Origin of the sequence: Cupriavidus sp. H18C2 (genome assembly GCF_049393795.1) — a bacterium.
Classification (GTDB): domain Bacteria; phylum Pseudomonadota; class Gammaproteobacteria; order Burkholderiales; family Burkholderiaceae; genus Cupriavidus; species Cupriavidus pauculus_C.
Genome location: NZ_CP186011.1, coordinates 313668 through 332351, shown reverse-complemented (window position 1 = coordinate 332351; position 18684 = coordinate 313668). Strand labels below are relative to the sequence as shown.

12 protein-coding genes are annotated in these 18684 nt (G+C 66.3%); 2 read left to right on the top strand and 10 right to left on the bottom strand.

The features are described from left to right. Positions 1–5: 5 nt before the first annotated feature. Both EPAKOI_RS18130 and EPAKOI_RS18125 read right to left on the bottom strand, forming a co-directional pair. A complete protein-coding gene (locus EPAKOI_RS18130) occupies positions 6–818 on the bottom strand; it encodes a hypothetical protein (protein ID WP_423194196.1) in 813 nt (270 codons plus the stop codon). A gap of 92 nt (positions 819–910) precedes the next feature. Further along, positions 911–2581, bottom strand: a complete 1671-nt coding sequence (locus EPAKOI_RS18125; protein WP_423194195.1) for a RecQ family ATP-dependent DNA helicase — start codon at positions 2579–2581, stop codon at positions 911–913. 257 nt (positions 2582–2838) lie between these two features. On the opposite strand from EPAKOI_RS18125, the gene EPAKOI_RS18120 reads away from it, so the two are divergent. Both EPAKOI_RS18120 and glgX read left to right on the top strand, forming a co-directional pair. Continuing rightward, positions 2839–3834: an alpha/beta fold hydrolase gene (locus EPAKOI_RS18120; RefSeq protein WP_423194194.1), complete on the top strand. Its 996-nt coding sequence runs from the start codon at positions 2839–2841 to the stop codon at positions 3832–3834. A gap of 196 nt (positions 3835–4030) precedes the next feature. Next, positions 4031–6208, top strand: coding sequence for a glycogen debranching protein GlgX (glgX, locus tag EPAKOI_RS18115; RefSeq protein WP_423194193.1), 2178 nt, complete (start codon positions 4031–4033; stop codon positions 6206–6208). 110 nt (positions 6209–6318) lie between these two features. Here the strand turns inward: glgX and EPAKOI_RS18110 are convergent, their stop codons facing one another. The 8 genes from EPAKOI_RS18110 to EPAKOI_RS18075 all read right to left on the bottom strand — a co-directional run bounded on the left by EPAKOI_RS18110 (position 6319) and on the right by EPAKOI_RS18075 (position 18587). Continuing rightward, positions 6319–8721 carry an ImcF-related family protein gene (locus EPAKOI_RS18110; protein WP_423194192.1) on the bottom strand — a complete coding sequence of 801 codons (2403 nt, stop codon included), beginning with the start codon at positions 8719–8721 and terminating at the stop codon, positions 6319–6321. A 1135-nt stretch (positions 8722–9856) separates the two neighbouring features. After that, a complete protein-coding gene (locus EPAKOI_RS18105; RefSeq protein ID WP_423194191.1) occupies positions 9857–11125 on the bottom strand; it encodes a hypothetical protein in 1269 nt (422 codons plus the stop codon). 7 nt (positions 11126–11132) lie between these two features. Next, on the bottom strand, positions 11133–11390 hold the full coding sequence (locus EPAKOI_RS18100; protein WP_367613712.1) for a PAAR domain-containing protein: 258 nt from the start codon (positions 11388–11390) through the stop codon (positions 11133–11135). Next, a complete protein-coding gene (locus EPAKOI_RS18095; RefSeq protein WP_423194190.1) occupies positions 11387–13642 on the bottom strand; it encodes a hypothetical protein in 2256 nt (751 codons plus the stop codon). The genes EPAKOI_RS18100 and EPAKOI_RS18095 overlap by 4 nt, the downstream gene beginning before the upstream one ends. Next, positions 13635–14447 carry a hypothetical protein gene (locus EPAKOI_RS18090; RefSeq protein ID WP_423194189.1) on the bottom strand — a complete coding sequence of 271 codons (813 nt, stop codon included), beginning with the start codon at positions 14445–14447 and terminating at the stop codon, positions 13635–13637. Before EPAKOI_RS18090 ends, EPAKOI_RS18095 begins: the two co-directional genes overlap by 8 nt. Next, positions 14444–15232 carry a hypothetical protein gene (locus EPAKOI_RS18085; protein WP_423194188.1) on the bottom strand — a complete coding sequence of 263 codons (789 nt, stop codon included), beginning with the start codon at positions 15230–15232 and terminating at the stop codon, positions 14444–14446. Before EPAKOI_RS18085 ends, EPAKOI_RS18090 begins: the two co-directional genes overlap by 4 nt. After that, the gene (locus EPAKOI_RS18080; RefSeq protein ID WP_423194187.1) at positions 15229–16230 is read right to left on the bottom strand and encodes a DUF4123 domain-containing protein; all 1002 of its coding nucleotides are present in this window, start codon (positions 16228–16230) and stop codon (positions 15229–15231) included. Before EPAKOI_RS18080 ends, EPAKOI_RS18085 begins: the two co-directional genes overlap by 4 nt. Next, entirely contained in the window at positions 16227–18587 is a 2361-nt protein-coding gene (locus EPAKOI_RS18075) for a type VI secretion system Vgr family protein (protein ID WP_423194186.1), read from the bottom strand. The genes EPAKOI_RS18080 and EPAKOI_RS18075 overlap by 4 nt, the downstream gene beginning before the upstream one ends. Between the last annotated feature and the right edge of the window lie 97 nt (positions 18588–18684).

Here is an 18684-nt window from a genome sequence, read left to right as displayed (position 1 = left end):
GCAGCCTAGCGGCCGCCCGGCTCGCCGTTCTCGATGATTGGGCGCAGCAGCGTGAAATCGTTGGGAAAGAAAGGCGGCACGGCCGACGGGCTTTTCTTGCGCGCCACTTCCACGAAGGGACGGTCGGCCTCGATGGTCAGCATCAGGTCGAAGCGCTTGACGCCGGCCGCCTTGGCGCGCTCGGCGTCGCGCTCGCTCTTGGCGCGGTAGGCGATGGTGCGGATCAGCAGGTCGTAGAGCAGGCGCGGACGCCGTTCGGCGGCGGCCTGCGCGTCCTGCCGGCGCGTGGCCAGCACGGCCTGCCAGAGGGTGGAATCCTCCAGCCCCGGCGTGACCTCGGCCAGCGCCACGAGCTGCGCCTTGGCGGCGTGCGGCGGATACTCGACGCCCCGGCCGTCCAGGAACGCGCGAATGTCGCCCACGCGCTGCGCGAGCAGTTCCTCGGTGCGGGTGCAGGGCTTGGCGGGCTGGTCGATATCGGTCCAGTGCGACGGATACGCGCCCATTTCGGCAAAGATGCGCGCCCACTGGTCGTACTCGGTCCAGGTCCAGTCGCGGCCGCGAAAGTACGCCGCGTACACCTGCTCGAAGTAGCCGGCCATGTTCAGGCCGTCGGAGCCGCTGCGGTTGACCATCGCCAGGATCTCGGACGCCTCCTCCTCGGAGATGCCCACCACCGTCGCCATCACGCGGTTGAACACGCGTTCGTAGGAGCTGGTGGTGTCCTGGACGTAGAGCGCAGGCGCGGCGCCCGGCGGCGTCCTCGGCGGGACGGCCGGTACCGGCTTGCGCTTGCGGAAAAATTTGAAAACGCCCACTTCCGTTGCCGATGCGATCTTGACCGGCGACATTCTTGCACAATTGCCCGCGCCGGGTCACCGGCCGGCGCCGGCACCCCACGGCCGGGGGATCACGCGGCGCGCCGGCGTTCCGCCGCCACCGCCCGCAGGAAATGCGGCAGAAAGCGCCGCACGCTGTCGTCCGGAAAGCGCACCTCGACCCATTCGTCCGACACGGCATTGACCACGCCCGCGCCGAAGCGCCGGGCGCGCACCGCGTCGCCGGTGGCAAAGGCGGGGCCGGCCACCGGCGTGGATGCGGGACGTTTTTCGGGCGTCGGCGGCGCGGCGGCGGCCGGCTGTGCCAGTTCGTCCATGCGGCGGCAGCTATCGCAGGTGCCGCAACGCGCCTGCGCGAACGCCTCGCTGTAGTAGGCCAGCAGCGTGGCCCAGCGGCAGCCGCCGCTGCGGGCGTAGTCCAGCATCGCCTGCAGCGTGGCGTGGTCCTCGCGGCTGCGCGCTGCGTAGCGGGCGGCAATCACGTCGACGCCGGCCGCGGCCGGGTCGCGCAGCGCGAAGCGGCCGGCGCGGTCGCGCGCCACGATGCCGAAGTCGCGCAGCATCCGCATGCCAACCTGCAGCCGCCGCACGCCGATATCGGGCAGCGCCGTGGCCAGCGCCGGCAGCGCCAGCGGCGCGTCCTGCACGGCCAGGGCCATGCGGTGCAGGTCCGTGGCCGCCGGGTAGCGGCCGGCCAGGAAGAACTGGTGAATGCGCCGGTCGCGCTCGTCGAACACCAGCGTGCAGCGCGCCGGCGCGCCATCGCGGCCGGCGCGGCCCGATTCCTGGTAGTAAGCGTCCAGGCTGCCTGGCGACTGCGCGTGCACGATAAAGCGCACGTCAGGCTTGTCGATCCCCATGCCGAAGGCATTGGTCGCCACCATCACGGCGGCCTGGCCGGTCATGAACGCGTCCTGCGCCGCGCGCCGCTGGGCGGCGGTGCGCCGGCCGTGATAGAGCGCGGCCTCGACGCCCGCTTCGCGCAGCAGCCCGTGCAACTGCTCGGCCATGGCCACGGTGGCCGTGTAGACAATGCCGGCCCCGCCCTGCCCGGCTTCGCGGCCCACCAGCCGGCGCACGGCGTCCAGCCGCCCGGCATCGCCCGACACATGCTCCACGGCATAGTGCAGGTTCGGCCGGTACAACGGCGCCCGCACGATGCGCGGCTGGCGCATGCCCAGTTCCTGCACGATGTCCTGGATGACCGCGTCGGTGGCCGTGGCGGTCAGCGCCAGCAGCGGCGGGCGCGACAGCGCCTTGGCGGCGTCGCGCAGGCCCAGGTAGGCGGGGCGGAAGTCGTGGCCCCACTGGGAGATGCAGTGCGCCTCGTCGACCACGAACAGCGCCACGCGGTTGCGGCGCAGCGTATCGACCACCTCGGGGTCTTCGAGCTGCTCGGGCGTGGTCAGCAGGATGCGCTCGCGGCGGCGGGCCAGATCCGCCAGCGCGGCGTCGCCCACGGCGCTGTTGAGCACGGCCGGCGCCAGTTCCAGGTTGCCGAGCTTGGTGGCCTGGTCCTGCATCAGCGCAATGAGCGGCGACACCACCACGGTAAGCCCGTCGCTGACCAGCGCCGGTAGCTGGAAGCAGAGCGACTTGCCGCTGCCGGTGGGCATCACGGCGATGGTGTCGCGGCCGTCGAGCACGCTGCGCAGGACGTCGGCCTGGCCGGGCCGCAGGCGCGTGACGCCGAAGCGGTCCTCAAGGATGCGCATCAGCGCGGCGGGAAGCGTCTGGGTCATGATGGGTGGCGGGTGGCGACAAGCCGGTGCGCAGCAAAATCCGCACCACACCGGGCGGCCCCGGCCGCACCGCCGCCGGGGGCGCCAGCCGCTGTAGTTACTGCACCGCGTGCGTCCATGGATTGCACGCCACGCCATCGGGCCGGGCGGCCAGCGCGGCGCCGGCCGTTGCCGGCCCGCTGGCATATCGATTGCGAGACAAACCGGAATCCCACGTTCATCTTGCCGCCATCGCAGCCTTCGCAGCCATTGCCGCCATGTCAGATTCCAACCACTCCCCGCCTTCGTCGACCGGCCACCGCGGCCTGCTGGCAAGCCTTGCCACGGTGGTCGCGGCCGGCGCCGCCACCGCGCTCTGGGTGCGCCATCGCGCGCGCCAGGCCGAGCGCGAGCACTTTCCCATCGGCCGCTTCCTGGAAGTGGACGGCGTCTGCCTGCACTATCTGGAGCGCGGCCAGGGGCCGGCCGTGGTGCTGCTGCACGGCAACGGCGTGCAGCTGGAAGACTTCATCGCCAGCGGGCTGGTGGACGCACTGGCGCGCCGCCACCGCGTGATCGCCATCGACCGGCCCGGCTTTGGCTACAGCCAGCGGCCCCGCCTGCGGCGCTGGACGCCCCAGGCGCAGGCCGCGCTGCTGTGGAAGGCGCTGGGCTGGCTGGGCGTGGAGCATCCGGTCATCGTCGGCCATTCGTGGGGCACGCTGGTGGCCGTGGCGATGGGGCTGCGCGCCCCGGCCGACGTGGCGGGGCTGGTGCTGATGTCCGGCTACTACTACCCCACGGCCCGGCCCGACGTCTGGCTCAACCTGCCCGGCGCGGTGCCCGGCGTGGGCGACGTGCTGGGCCATACCGCGCTGCCGCTGGCGTGGCGGGCGCTGCTGAGGCGGGCCGTGCGCACGATGTTCGCGCCCTGGCCGGTGCCCGACGACTACCTGGACGTGGTGCCGCGCGAGCTGATCCTGCGGCCCAGCCAGATCCGCGCCGCATCGGAGGACGCCACGTTCCTGGTGCCGGCCGTGGAGACGCTGCACCGCCTGTACCCGCACCTGACCATGCCGGTCACGGTGCTGGCCGGCGAGGAAGACCACGTCGTCGACCCCGCCCGGCAGAGCGAGCAGCTGCACCGCGACATCCCGCACAGCGTGCTGGTGCTCACCCCCGGCGCCGGCCACATGATCCACCATGGCGGCACGGCGGCCGTGGTCAATGCGGTGGGCGCCATGACGGGCATCGGCCTGCATCTGGTGGTGTAGCGGCCGGCGGCGCCGCGCAGGCCCGCCCGGTTGAAAAAAAGGCGTCGGGACGGCCGGGTGTGCACGATGGCGCGCGCAATTCTTGCAATCCGCCTTGCGCCGGCGCGGGGCGCGAACCGGCATGGCTCCTGCTTGGGAGGGCTCTTCCGAAGGCACGCCTTCCGGCAACACGCACAGTCAAGCGGAGAGAACCACCATGCAGCAATCGCGCATCAGCGAGGGCCACCCCTTCCCCCTGGGAGCCACCTGGGACGGCAGCGGCGTCAACTTCGCCCTGTTTTCGGCTCACGCCACGCGCGTCGAACTATGCCTGTTCGACGCCGACGGCCGCGAGCAGATCGACCGGATCGACATGCCCGAATTCACCGACGAGATCTGGCACGTCCGGATCGAGGGGCTGGCGCCGGGCACCGTCTACGGCTACCGCGTCCACGGCCCCTATGCGCCCGAGGAGGGGCACCGCTTCAACCCGAACAAGCTGCTGCTGGACCCGTACGCCAAGGCGTACGTGGGCGAGCTGAAGTGGGACCACGCCGTGTTCGGCTACACGATCGGCGCACCCGAGGAAGACCTGAGCTTCGACACCCGCGACAGCGCGGCCTTCATGCCGAAGTGCGTGGTGGTGGATCAGGCGTTCAGCTGGGAGCACCCGCTGGCTAGCCGCGTGCCGTGGGACCAGAGCGTGGTCTACGAGGCACATGTGCGCGGCTACACCAAGCGGCACCCGCTGGTGCCCAAGCCGCTGCAGGGCACGTTTGCCGGGCTGGGCCAGCAGCCGGTGATCGACTATCTGAAGAGCCTGGGCGTGACCACCGTGGAACTGCTGCCGGTGCACGCCTTTGTCAACGACAGCCACCTGCTGGACAAGGGCCTGACCAACTACTGGGGCTACAACACGATCGGCTTCTTTGCGCCGGACCAGCGCTTCCTGTCCGGCAAGGCCGGCAACGTGCAGGAGATCAAGCAGACCATCGACCGCTTTCACCAGGCGGGGCTGGAAGTGATCATGGACGTGGTCTACAACCACACCGCCGAGGGTAGCGAGCGCGGGCCGACGCTGTCGTTCCGGGGCATCGACAATGCGTCGTACTACCGGCTGCTGCCCGATCAGAAGCGCTACTACATCAACGACACGGGCACGGGCAACACCGTGAACCTGTCGCACCCGCGCGTGCTGCAGATGGTGGCCGACAGCCTGCGCTACTGGGTCACGGAGATGCAGATCGACGGCTTCCGCTTCGACCTGGCGACCATCCTGGCGCGCGAGCCGCAGGGATTCGACTACGAGAGCGGCTTCCTGAAGGCATGCCGGCAGGACCCGATCCTGTCCAGCGTGAAGCTGATTGCCGAGCCGTGGGACTGCGGCCCCGGCGGCTACCAGGTGGGCAACTTCCCGCCGGGCTGGGGCGAGTGGAACGACAAGTTCCGCGACACCGCGCGCCGGTTCTGGAAGGGCGACGAGGGCATGGCGCCCGAACTGGCGCGGCGGCTCACCGCGTCGGCGGACCTGTTCGACCATCGTGGCCGGCGCCCGTGGGCCAGCGTCAACTTCGTCACCGCGCACGACGGCTTTACGCTGCACGACCTGGTCTCGTACAACGACAAGCACAACGACGCCAACGGCGAGGAAAACCGCGACGGCAGCTCGGACAACAACGCCTGGAACTGCGGCGCCGAGGGGCCGACCGACAACCCCGACATCATCGCGCTGCGCGAGCGCCAGAAGCGCAACCTGCTGGCCACGCTGCTGCTGTCGCAGGGCACGCCGATGCTGTGCGCGGGCGACGAATTCGGCCGCACCCAGCAGGGCAACAACAACGCCTACTGCCAGGACAACGAGATAAGCTGGGTCGACTGGGACCGCACCGAGGACGGCCAGGCGCTGACCGCGTTCGTGCAGAACCTGATCACGCTGCGCCGCAAGCTACCCGTGCTGCGCCGCAGCCGCTTCCTCTCAGGCGATCTGGACGAGGCCACGCAGGTGGCCGACGTGCGCTGGCTGTCCCCGACCGGCGACGACCTGACGCCCGAGCAATGGGGCGACGGCAACATGCGCTGCTTCGGTTTGGTGCTGGACGGCCGCGCGCGCACGTCGGGCATCCGCAAGCCGGCGTCGGACGCCACGGTGCTGCTGGTGGTCAACGCACACCACGAGCCGGTGAACTTCGCACTGCCGGACATCCCCGGCGAGGACGAATGGACCTGCCTGATCGACACCAACATGGCCGTGCGCGACGAACTGCCGGTGTTCCAGTCCGGCGACGTCTACCAGGTCACCGCCCACTCGCTGCTGCTGTTCTCGCTGGCGGCCAAGGGCGCCACGGCGCGGGTGTTCGACGAACTGGAGAAGGCGCTGACAACGTCGGAGTCGTGACCCCCATCCCTGGAACGCTGGAAGCCGTTTGGCCGTGGCCGCAAGGTGCGGCTAGCCAAGCCGGCTTGCAGCACCAGAAAATGTCTGAGCAGCGTCTTGCGCTTGGGCATCTACAGGGTCTCCCCCTTACTCTCCCGCGCACCTGAGTTCAAAGGTCGCGCTGGCACCGCCGCCCGATCCACAAAGATCCGCTCCGGCAGGCGCAAATCGCGCAGTTCCAGCGCCTCCAGCGGGCCCCGGCCGACGGCCGTGCGCATCTGGTAGTGGATCGGATGGACGAGCGTGGCCGGTGCGGCGACGCGCTCGGCGCGCGGGAGCAGGCTGGCGGCGCTGTCGGAGGGCTCGACGGATTCGGGCTTGGGCTTTGCCATGCCCGGGCTGGTATCGCCGGTGTCGGGACGCGCGTGGAAGGTCAGCTGCACCGTGGCGCTGTCGATGGGCGTCACGCGTGCGTGTTCCAGCATCCGCACCCACGCCCAGACGCCCTCGATCTCCAGCGTCTTGTTCGTGCCGGCCCGCTCGGTCTGCCATTGCAGCAGCGTGCGCGGCTCCTGCAGGTTGGCCACCGGCCACGACATCGCCTGCCAGGTCTCGCGCTGGTTGTAGTAGTGCAGCGTCTGGCGATCCAGGGTCAGCCGGGTGTCGGTCAGGCCCGGCGTCGGGATCGGGCGCAGTTCGAACTGGTACCTCGGTTCGCCCTGCACCAGCAGATGGGCGCCGATGCGCTGCAGCGTGTTGATCGACTTCAGGAACGCCGGGTCGAACGTCAGCCCCGTGCCGCTGCCCACCGGCACCCACTGGTCGCCCTGCAGCGCCAGCACGCCGGCCAGTTCGGCCAGCAGGAACGTGTTGATCAGGCCACTTTGCGGCCGGATGTAGCGGGCCAGCTCGGGCAGCGAGGCGTCGTTGGCGGTCGCCGCGAACGGGTAGCGGCCGGCGAACGCGCGTTGCCACGGCAGCGCGATCGAGCGGCGCCACGCCTCGTTCAGGCTGGCCTGCGCGGGCTGCAGCACCGACTGCTCGGCCTGCACGACCGGGCGCACGAACAGCGTCTCGCCCATGCCGGCCCATTCGGCGCCGAGACTGGCCGCCATGAGCCGCGCGTACGCCTGCGTGTCGGCCAGATCGGACCCCTTGCCCTGGAACAGCGACTGCGCCATCTGGCGCGCCAGCGCGTTCGCGTCGGCGCTCTGGGTCATCTGCTGCAGGCGCAGCCGCACGGCCGTGACACGGTCCAGATAGCGCTGCAGGCTCAGTTCGCTGCCGCCGGTGTTGCCGGTGGACGGCTGCCCGGCCAGCCGCAGCACCGGCCCGAAGGCCGCGCCGAGCGGGCCCGCGGGGTCAGGCCGGACGGCTTCCGGCGTCTCGTCCTTGCGGCCCAGGATGCCCTGCGCCTTGGCGACCAGCGTGTCGGACAGCGAATCCTTGCGCGCCCCGGCGCCGCCCTGGTAGGCGAGCGACTTCATCAGCGCGATCACCGGCGACTGCCGCGCGTCGGCCAGCAGCTTGAGCTGGTCGACCACGCCCGGCAGCGTGGTGGCCGGCTCCCACTGCAATCCGTTCATGAACTGCTGCCAATGCTCGGCATAATCGGCGAAGTAGCGCTGCGCGAGGGCGTCGCGCAAGGCATCGGCCGAAGTTGACGGTTGCGTCGACGATTGGGCGGCCTCCGGATGACCGTCGGTCAGCACCCAGTCATGGGCGACGTCCTGGCTGCGGGTGGCTTTCTCGATCGCCGCCTCGACGTAGCCCTCGTAGCCCTGCCGCGTGAAGACGCCCGGCACGGCGCCGGTGGCGCGCACGAGGCCCCGGGTATCGGTGCCCGCGGCGAGCGCGGCCAGGGTCAGGTCGGGGTACTTGCGCCCGGCCCCTTCGAGAATCGTCTGATAGATCGTATCCACCGCGTTGCGCTCGCCGATTACGGCCAGCAGCGTCTGGCGCGCCCCGGCTACCAGTTCCGCGCGGGGCGTGACCCGCCAGTCGGGATGGGCCCGCAGGTGATCGGCATAGAACCGGGCCAAGCGCTCGGCCAGATCCTGCTTCCGGCCCGGCGTGATCCGGGCTTCGGTGGACCAGTGCCGGGCAAGCTGCTGGGCGAGGAAGTCGGGCTCGACCCGCTCGGGGTGGGCCAGCATCAGGTAGGCCTTCAGGGTATCCCGGCCATCGAGCGCCCAGCGGCTGGTTTCATCGGTCAGGCCCTGGACCTGCAACTGCGCCAGATCGACCAGCGTCGCCTCCATGTCCTGCACCACGGGCGTGACCAGCACGGCATGGCTGGCGGCCGCGTAGGGCTTCCAGAGCGCGGCCAGCGCCTCGGCGTCGCGGTTCATGCCGAAACGGGTGAACAGAGGGGCCGAGTGCTGCAGGCGGTGTTCGTAGCGCTGGATGTGTTGCTGGAGGGTGTCGAGGGCCTGGAGGCGGGTTTCGGGGTTGGTTCTCGCGGTGTGGAGGGCTTGCACCGCCTGGCGGGCGGTGCGGAGGTCGTGGTGGTTCTGGACGGCGGAGAGAAGCATGGCGGTGGTCCAGAGCGCGACGGCTGCCGTGGTCACGCCGGCGGCAATCGTCAGCGGATGCCAGACCGTCCGGCGGCCGGGGTGGCGGCGTGCTGCCTCGGTGAGGTATTGCCAGAGAAACGAATCTGTCTCGACTTCCGTGGTGGAGGTCGCCGGACCTGGTGGATATGGCGCAAACACTATGCCGTGGACGGCCCGACGCCGTTGAGCCGCGTTCTGCGACAGCCATGCCGCAAGGGCGTCCGCGCGATGATCGAGCCGTTGCGACAGGCGCGCCAGATAGCTTCGAGGTTGGCTACCCATCCTTTGCGAGAGGCTGCGCGACGCAAGTTGGTCCCGAACCGCCAGCAACATTCGAGACAGGTCTCCCGTACCCGTTTCCTCACCGCATTCACAAGCCACGATGGGCGTAGCAGTGTCTTCTCCTGAACGCCGGGCGGTCATGGCAACCTCAAGCATGAAGGTCGGTGCCGACGAACGAAGCACGGCTGCGATACGCGACGCTACGTGTCGCCACGCAGGCGAACTCCGCCGGGGTTCGGGTACTGCCAGATTGCCGTCTGTCACGATGACAACCGCGTCAACAGGACGTCGTCGCCTGCATTGACACAACCGCTTCAGCCATGGCGCGTCCACGGTGCCTTCCTCGACCGGCCTGTGGGACAGCAACACCGCGTCGGGCGTCAGCAACCAACTGCCATGCCCGAAGCCGGGAAGGAGCCGATCCAGCGCCGCATCGTCCCCTGTCAGCAGCAGCCAGGGCCGGCGATACCGCCACCGCCAGCCCTCCTCATCCTTCAGTCGTCGGCACAGCGCTTCCAGGTCGGCAACCTCTTGCGCATTGCGACGTGTGTCTTCTTTGCCAAGGATCAGTGACTGCGTAGTGCCGTCGAGCTGAGCGGCATTCTGGCGAAGCAGCCTGGCCAGGCGCTGCGCTGCCTGGGCCTCGTCACGCCGGCTCTCGAAGCCGAAATAGAGCGCAATCAGCAGCAGCAAGCCGCACAGTACGCTGATTGCAGCGGCTCGCTGGGTTTCCGATTCCAGCCCAAGGGTATCGCCCTTGTACCAGATGACGGTCCCCATGACGACTGCCACCAGCACATACGACATTACGTCGACACGAAACTTGAACATTTCACCTACCTTCCTGCTGTTCATGTGCAAAGGGCACCAAGACCGCCAGCAAGGTGCGTTGCTCATCCTGCGTCGCAACGATGCACGGCCTTCCCGACTGCTTTGCCTCCGCCAACGCCAAGGTGCCAGCGAGCCATGGCGCGGCAAGCCCGGCATCGCCGACCATCGTGTCGAGCACAACATCCGCGGAAGCCGCATTACGCTCCGAGCGTCCCGCCTTATGCAAGCCGATACTCAGCTGCGAGGCGGTCTCCTGTTGCAGGCCAGCGCTGATGACGCCGCCTATCGCCTGGGCTTCGACCCGGCCCCATTTCAGCGCATAGCCCAACGCCTGCTCCATCGACATGCCGTTGCATTGCTGCGGACGATGGAGCCACCCGTCAATGGAAAGCCCCAGCCGCAACGCGAGATCCTCCGGGCACGCCAGAAGTATCGACGCTGCCTCGCAACTACCAAGCTGCGGGTCTGCTTCGCGGACCTCGCTCAGGCAGACGCTGACGAGCATGCTGACGCCATCCCGCACGTCAGACGCGGCACGGTCGAGCCACGCGTCGACCAGCCACAACCCGCCGGTCGGCGCGAACACGGGATCGCCCACGAGTCTGGGCGAACGTACCGATGAAGGAAGCTGCCGCCAAACCTCCTGGAGGTCCGACTGATCGAGCACCGACTGAATATCGAGGTGGATCGTTACCGGAATGCTCGGAGGAATCGTCTCCAGCTTGTCGGCAACCGACGCCAGCAGTGACTTGAGTACCCATGACAGCGTGGCCTTCTGGCGCGCGCTGTCATCCACAGTCAACGCCGCCGCCAAGGGGTCCAGTACGCGAGCCTGTATCCGCTCGCGCGAATGCAGGGACTGGCGCGTGCGTTTCACGGCAGGTTGCCTGATGACGTGCAACGCATTGTCAGCTTCATCCACGTCCACGATGTATGCGGAAGACAGCACCGCCAACGGCGTGCTGGCCACCTTGAATACTGCGTTGCGGAATGCCCTGACCGCCGTGTTCATGGCCCGCGCCTGGTTCTTCTGGCCTTCGATGCGGGCGAAGTGTCGCAGTACCAGGGCACCGGCCAGACACAGCGGGAGCAAGACGACCGAGATCCAGAACCAGGCTGTGGGCGACGTAGCTTGTCTGGGCCAGAGCCACAGCGCGGAGGCAGAGCCAGACAGCACAAGCACGATGAAGACCATCGACCAGACGAGGAGTGATGGCCTGGCCTCGGGAACGGGTACTTCCTCCGGCAAGCGCGAAAGATCGACTGCCATCTCTGTCCTAACGCGAGCCGCTGTTGGCCAATGAGGAGATCAGCCTGCAGCCACAGGCACATCGGTGGCCGTCCTCGGCCACTTCAAGGTCTCCATCGCGAATGTCTGGATTGCCCTCGGCGATGTAGTTGTAGCCGTGCACATCGCACTGCACCGGGTCGGAACGGCGTGCCAACGCACGCCCCATGAACATCCGGCCCCCGCCACGCAGCACCACTCCGCCTTGGCTCAAGCGGTCGCCTTCCCTGATGATCCCGGACATCATTGCCTCCGCGGCGCGACGCCTGAGCCTGCGGAGGGCCGCGCCGCAGGCGATGCCATCGTCGGCATCTGCTCGGCGCGCCGAGCGCGCATGTCGTCGCGCTGCCGCTGCATGGCTTCGGCCAAGTCGTCGGTCTCACCCAGCGTATCCGTGGCACGGGTCCTGAAGTACAGCGTTGACGACAGCACATGATCGTGCCAACTGGTCAACATCGTGTCGTGCACCAGCATGTCGAAGAGCATCATGACCTCATCCGGCAGCGGATGCTTGCCAGACAGGCCGTCTTTCCATGCCTGCACAAGCGCCAGGGCCTCCTGACTCATCAGCATGGACTCCACCGCGTCGGCGGCACTTTCTATTTCCTGGCGAACCGAGAAATCCGCGTCGTTCGACATCTGTCGGATCTTCTCTGCGGATCGCTTGAGACTCTCATGGGCGGCACGCTGCCGCACCTGTTCGGCCGCTTCATTCTCGATACGCTCCCAGACGCCCACGATGGGCTGTTGCAGCTGAAGCACGGTACCCGGCAAGGCGAGGACCTGCGCCTCGCGCGCGGCGTGCAACCTGGCAAGTGCCTTGCCCATCGCAACACGATCGGCCGGCAAGCGGCGACGTTCCTCGTTGTAGGCTGCTTGCGCCGCCCTGATCTCTTGTGCGCGCTCGACATGCTGTCGCTTGATCTCGTCAGTATGGGCGGCCGTTGTCTTGCGGAACTCGGGCGACTGGTAGCGGACGGCCAGCCAGCGAAGGAACACTTCCATGTGTGCCCGAAAGTTGAGACCCCGCTCGCGCGGCACCAGTTTGCGATACGCGTCGATGAGATCGGGAATCCTGTGGTTCGTCTTGCCGTTCGAGAGGGAGGCGGCCAGGGTGAATTTCTCGTAAGTCCGGGGCTTGTGTCTCTCCAAGTCTTCCATCGTATCTAGCATCGCGCCAGCCATCAACGCCTCATGCAGCATGTCCCGCAGGGCCACACGCTGCAGTTCGGCCCTGATCCCCAACGACCCTGGCGGTGCGCCGCCAGTGATGTCCTCGCTGGTGCCGGGATAAAGGTACTGTTCGCCGCGCGTCTTCTCCAGGCTGTCGAGCCGTTGGTAGAAACGCAGTTCGTGGGCAGCCGCGAAGTGCACACATTTCTGAACCGCCGCGGGCACCGCGAGTTCGCGGTCACCATGATGCTGTTTGATCATGCCGACGAATGGCAGAATGCCAACCAGCTCGTTCTCGGCCATGACCGAGGACACCGCGTCGAGCAGTCCGAGAAAGCGGATCTCGATCGGGTCACCCTTCTCGCCGACAGGCACCATCCGGAGATCGAGATCACTGCGGCCCTTGTACTTGCGCACAAGTTCATTGACGAAGGCGCGCGCGATCACACAGCCACGGTCCGCCGCGAACACCGATACCTCGATGCGTTGGACTTTTCCGGCGCTGGTTTTTACGTCACGATAGGCATACTCGAACTGTTTCAGCGCGGCATTGAGCCGGTCTTCGACGCCCGTTCCGAACACCATTGCGGCAAATCGGCTATCCCTGACAAAGGGAATGGCATCAAGGACGACGTCAACAGAAATGGCTTTCGCAAATACAACTGCGGCCTTCAGCGGATTCTTCTTGATGTCGTACATGGCCGCCCGCCCCGCTGCCATGGCCCGCCTCACCCAGCGCCGTTCCGCAGCCAGTTGCAGCACCCTGATCGTCTTGTCGGGCAACGTTCTTGCGTGCGCGATGGCGTCTTCGAAGGTCTGCGCAATGGGGCGCCACGACATCTCGTCCAGCGCATCGATCAACGCTTGCCGGGCCCGCTTGCGTGCCTTCTCGATATCACCCATTCTGGACACGCCGCTGACGTCCCGCGCGGTGTTTTGGAGTATGTCCGCGGCCGCTCCCGCCGATCCGGCCGCGGCCTTGGCTGCGGCTGACACTATCTCGTTGTTCTCGGCGTCCTTGTTTAGCGGCGTACCGAGTCCGGAGTAGTAGAAGCGGTACCAGAATTGATTGGGCACATTCTTTCGTCGTGAATCGCGGTTGTTTCGATGCGCTTCCCATAGGCGGCAAATGTTCGAATAGCGAGACGTATCTGGATCGTCGATGTCGCGATGGCGCCCAAAACCGTCGAAGAAGAACCCCATCTTGGCGACTGCGCCGCACGGAATACAGTCGTCCGCCTTGTAGGGCTTGTGGGCGGCCATCATGCCGTCCAATACTCGGTTCGGCGTTCGGTCTGCTGAGTCGAGTGACGTCGTGTTAGTCATCAAAGTCTCCTGTCGGGGACGGCTTAAACTGCTTGCCTTTCAGTTCTTCCAGGATCTTTGGTGCGATGTTGTCCATGGCCTCGCCAAAGGCGCCCGGTCGACCCTTGGTTTGCTCGATGATCTTCCGTACCGCCGGATGCTGGTCGAAGTTGGGATTCAACAGCGTGAAGTAGGCGTACTGCTGCAGATCCGCTGTATCGGTGAATCGGTACTTGTTCCAGCCTTCGGCCGCAAGCCTTGCGGCTCGACGAAACACCACGCTTGTTTCATGCTCTTGATGGGGATTGAGAAGCGGTCCGTGAGTCTTGCGAAGCCAGTCCCAGACGTCGTCGTAGAAAATTCGCGTACCCCGCAGATCCGTCCGGAACTCGAACTCGACGTGGTCATCGGGGTAGAAGTGCAAGCCGAGTACGATCGAGCCCAAATCACCCGATATCTTGGTGGGCGGCATACGAACTGCCGCGGTCTTTTGGATTACTTTGATCGGCTGCTTAGCGCGGAGGGAAAGAATTGCTTCGTCGGCGTCATAAACCTCCCACTTCACCGTGAACTCCGTCCCCTTCAGCTTGTAGCAGCAACTGAGTGAGCCCTCCCCGGAGCCGGGCATCAGGTCACCTCCACCGCTTGCGCGGTTGCCATACCGGTCGGTGATGACAAAGCGGACCAGGTTGTAAGGGGTGTAGTTGAACCCAGCGATGCTCAGACCACCGTAGGTGGGCTCCGTAGACAGCGCATCACAGCCGGCCAGCGTTATCGTGACCAAGAGTCCGAGCGCAGCGATCGCGGTTCTTAGTCTTCTATTCATGGCTTGCTCCTTGGTGCCGCCTGTTCCACGTTGCTACGCCTCAGGGCCGCCACGACCGACGCGGGCAACGCTTCCATGGCTTCGCCAAACGCGCCCGGCCGACCCTTGGTCTCTTCGATGATCTGCCGTACCGCCGGATGCTGGTCGAAGTTGGGATTCACCAGAAGCGTGTAGTACACGTACTGCTTGAGATCCTCCGTGTTGGCAAACCGGTACTTGATCCATCCTTCCCCGGCGATCCTTGCGGTTCTGCGGAATGCGACCCAGTCTTCCCTCGTGGCGTTGAAAGTCTTCCCTTGCTTCTTCAGCAGCCATTCATCAATGGCGCCGTAGAAGATGCGCGTACCACGGAGATCCGTCCGGAACTCGAACTCGATGTGGTCATCGGGGTAGAAGTGCAAGCCGAGTACGATCGAGCCCAAATCACCCGATATCTTGGTGGGCGGCAGGTGTACTTCGGTGGTCTTGTGAATCTTCTGGAGAGGTCCGTATGGATCCTTCAGAAATTCATCCTGATCGACCACAATCCACTTCACCGTGAACTCTGTCCCCTTCAGCTTGTAGCAGCAGCTCAGTCTGCCCTCGCCGGAGCCGGGCGGCAGGTCACCTCCACCGCTTGCTCGGTTGCCATACCGGTCGGTGATGACAAAGCGGACCAGGTTGTAAGGGGTGTAGTTGAACCCTGCGATGCTCAGACCACCGTAGGTTGGCGCAGGTTGCCAGGCGTCGCAGCCGGACAGGAATGTCGCCGCGAGCAGCAGGTTGCATAGGATCCGGCGTCTCATCTTTCCATATCCGTCGTATCCGGCGTCTCAGCGGTTCCGACATCGGACAGGACCACGGCAAAGGGAAGGTCGCCGTACCTTGCAGCCTGCAAACGCCTGTGAATCTCGGGGTGTTGATCGAACTCGGGAGACACGAGCAGGCCTTTGGCAACATAGCGCAGCATGTCGGCCTCGCTCGTGATGCCATACGCTGCGGCCCTTTCCATCTGCGTTTGCACGGCGCCGTAGAGCGCATCAGGCGATAGCGGATCAAGGTGCGTGCCATACACGTCTCGCAGTTGCAGGGCGATCTTGTCCGCATAGCCAAGTTCGAGCAGCGCCGCGTGCTGCTCTGCGGTCATGACTGGCGCCGATGCCGTCAGGGACTCGACTGGTACCGGATGCTGAGCGTCGACGACCGGCGCGCCCGATCGGTCCCGATACCAGATTTCGCACGCGATGCTTGCGAATGCAGACCACTGCTCCGGTGTCCAGACCTTCCGCAGTCGCTCCAGCACGCGGTTGTCGTAGAAGTGAAGATAAAACGCGCGCCGATCGGGCAGTGCGTACTCGCAATAGCCCCGCAGATGCGCTTCGACTTCCGGCAGTGAACAGAAACTCCACAACCACGTCACCATGAACCCATCGGCAGGGAGTTCTGCAAGCCGGTTCAGCAGGGACAGCGATCCGTCGTCGCCGTCGCCGTCGTCCTTGTCCTCGTAGCCCTTGATGCCTTTGGCGCCGTCCACCACGGTAATCAGCAGTGGAGAGATGTCACGATGCGGAGCGAGATCGGTGCCGTCCCACAGGGCCGCGAACGCTATCCCGCCATGCCGCTCGATGGCCGCCCGCAGTTCGGGGAATCCGCGTGTGTCTACCAGTGCAAACAGCGACACGGCTGTGCCGGCGTCGTGCCGGTCCAGCCTATGACGAGCTGCAAGGACTTGAGCGGCAAGACTGCCGGTGTCTTGATCCGATGGAGCCGTCAATGGCCGTTCATCGCTGAGTTTCATGCTCATGCCTTCTCGGTCATTGCCTCGACACCGCGATGTGCATCCAGCAGGCAGTCGCGACACGCCCCCACGGGAAGATCTGGCAGGGGCGGGTTGAGGCTTGCCGGGCCCGTCCACGTGAAGCTGCCTGTCTTCAAAGTAATGCTGCCAGGACAGCCCAGTTCGATATTGCCGCCTTCCAGCTTGATGTAGGCACCCTGGCTGGCCAATGTGAGGGTTTCCGCGGCCACTGCTGTCAGCTTGCCGTTGACGCTGGACAGGCTCATGTCCTGGGATGACATCAACTGCATCAAGCCGGAATGCGCTGCAGCGGAGAAGTCCGCCTTGGCGGCCACGAGCCGGATGCCGTTTTCTTGCGAGAAGATCGACGCGCCTTGTCCCGCGGCGATGGTGACGTGTTTGCCAGCGCCAAGGTCCAGGTGAGAGCGAGCCGAGGCGACGACGTTGCCATTGGCTGCAAGCTGGATACTCTGCGCTGTGGCGATGGCGACGCCCGCCGGCGCACTGGCCAGGATGACGGCCTGCTGCAGGTCCTGCAGCCTCGCTTCCATCAGGTCGCGCTGACGCTCGATATCAGCAAGTTGGACTTTCGCGACGGCGGCGCAATCATTGAGCCGCTGCATTTGCTCCAGCGCTTCGGAAAGAACGGCCTCGGCCGCGCCCATCGCCAATTGCTGCCCCCCAGCCCCAGGCTGGTCATCGGCCGAAATAAACACCCCCCTCCCACCCCGGATCGCCCCCCACCCCGACGTCCGCAGCTCGAACCCTTCCCCGCGCTTCTTCCTCTGTCCGTCGACCAGATAGCCCAAATTCAACTGGCTCTTGCCGCCGTAATCGGTCGACAGCTTGACGCCTTCCTCACCCTCCCAGTCCTCGAATCGCAGCTTGTTGTTGCTTTGCGTCCGGATGACGTTGCGCGACAGCCAGCGGTCCTGGTTCGTGATCAGGTCCTCGTGCTCGCTGTGGTGGTGGGCGTGGGCGATGTAGGGCTTGTTCGGATCGCCGTCCCGGAAGGCCACCGCGACCTCGGTGCCGTCGATCAGCGGGAAGTGGAAGCCGGTCTGCCGCGCGCCCGCGAACGGCTTGGCCAGCCGCAGCGGCACGCTTTCGCTGCCCTTGGGCCAGTCGTCGAAGTCCAGGTCCAGGCGCACCACGTACAGGCCCTGCTGCGTCAGGTAGGCGTACTGGTACTCGCCCGGGGAAGTCACCCGGCCGCTCAGCGTGCCGGCGATCCGCGGCCACCGGCTTTCGTCGATCGGCAGGCGGAAGCGCCGGTCCGACGGGATCGCCTTGAAGGTATTGCGATAGGCCTCGTCGCGCGCCCCGGAATGGACGACCTCGGTGATGACCTGCCCGTTCGGCGCGTCGTCGAGCGCCATGTCCAGCCGCAGGATCCGTGCCGGACACAGTCCGATGACATTGCTCTGCCCCGTGTAGACGATCTGCCCGGCCAGCGCCGCCTCGTGTCGGAGTTGCGCCTCCCAGGTGGCGCTGGCCGCATCCAGGTGGTGGGTGCCATAGAGGTAGGACTGGCCGTAGTTGGCCTTCTCCTTGCGGGCGACATTGGCCTCGGCGGCAAGGCGTTCGTAGGCGCTTTCCGGGTTGTAGTCGGCCACCCGGATCGATTCGGGCACGGTCCGCACGTGCGTCTGGATGTCAAAGACGGTCTCGACCCCGGCCTCAAGGCCGGCCGTTTCCCGGTACGGCACCCGCAGGGCGGGCTGGTAGAGGTAGTGGTCGATGTCGTCGCAGACCTGGAACACGTCGCCGAAGTGGGCTCCGAACTTGCCGGGCACGAAGTAGCTGTACAGCCCCTCCTGCTCCATCAGCAGCCGGATGTAGTCCCAGTCGGACATCTGATACTGGAGTCGGAACTTGTGCTCGGGATAGGCGCGCCGGGTGCGGAACGCGAACTGGCTGCCTTCGAGCCCGTGCCGGCGCAGGATCGACTCGATGATCTGCGGCGCGGTCTGGTGCTGGTAGACGCGGCTCGCCTTGGTCAGCGTCAGCAGCGCCACCTTCGGACGCACCTCCAGCTCGTAGGCGTGGAAGTCGCGGGTCTGGCGGGTTCTGGAGAAGCGGAAGATGCAGCCGGAGAACTGGCGCGGCGGCGAGCCATCGCCGGGATCGATCGAGAAGGTGGCGTCCTTGCGCAGGTACTCGTGGCGGTCCAGCGGCAGCGGGTGGGTGACGCGGACGGTCACCGTGTAGGGCTCGCCGAGCCGCTCGACGGCGTCGAAGGAGACCACCGACAGCGCCACGGCGCTCGGTGCCGCCGGCACTTCAAGAAAGTATGACTGATGGGCAGTCGCTCGCCGCAGCCCTTCGCCCAACGCCTTCAGTCCATCGACCACACCAGCCATCGTCCTTGCTCCGTTTCCCGTGGGATCGACATCGCTGTGCGATCCGTCACTGAAGATGCATCAATCGCTCGGAGCGGGACGTTACGCGGTTTTGAAT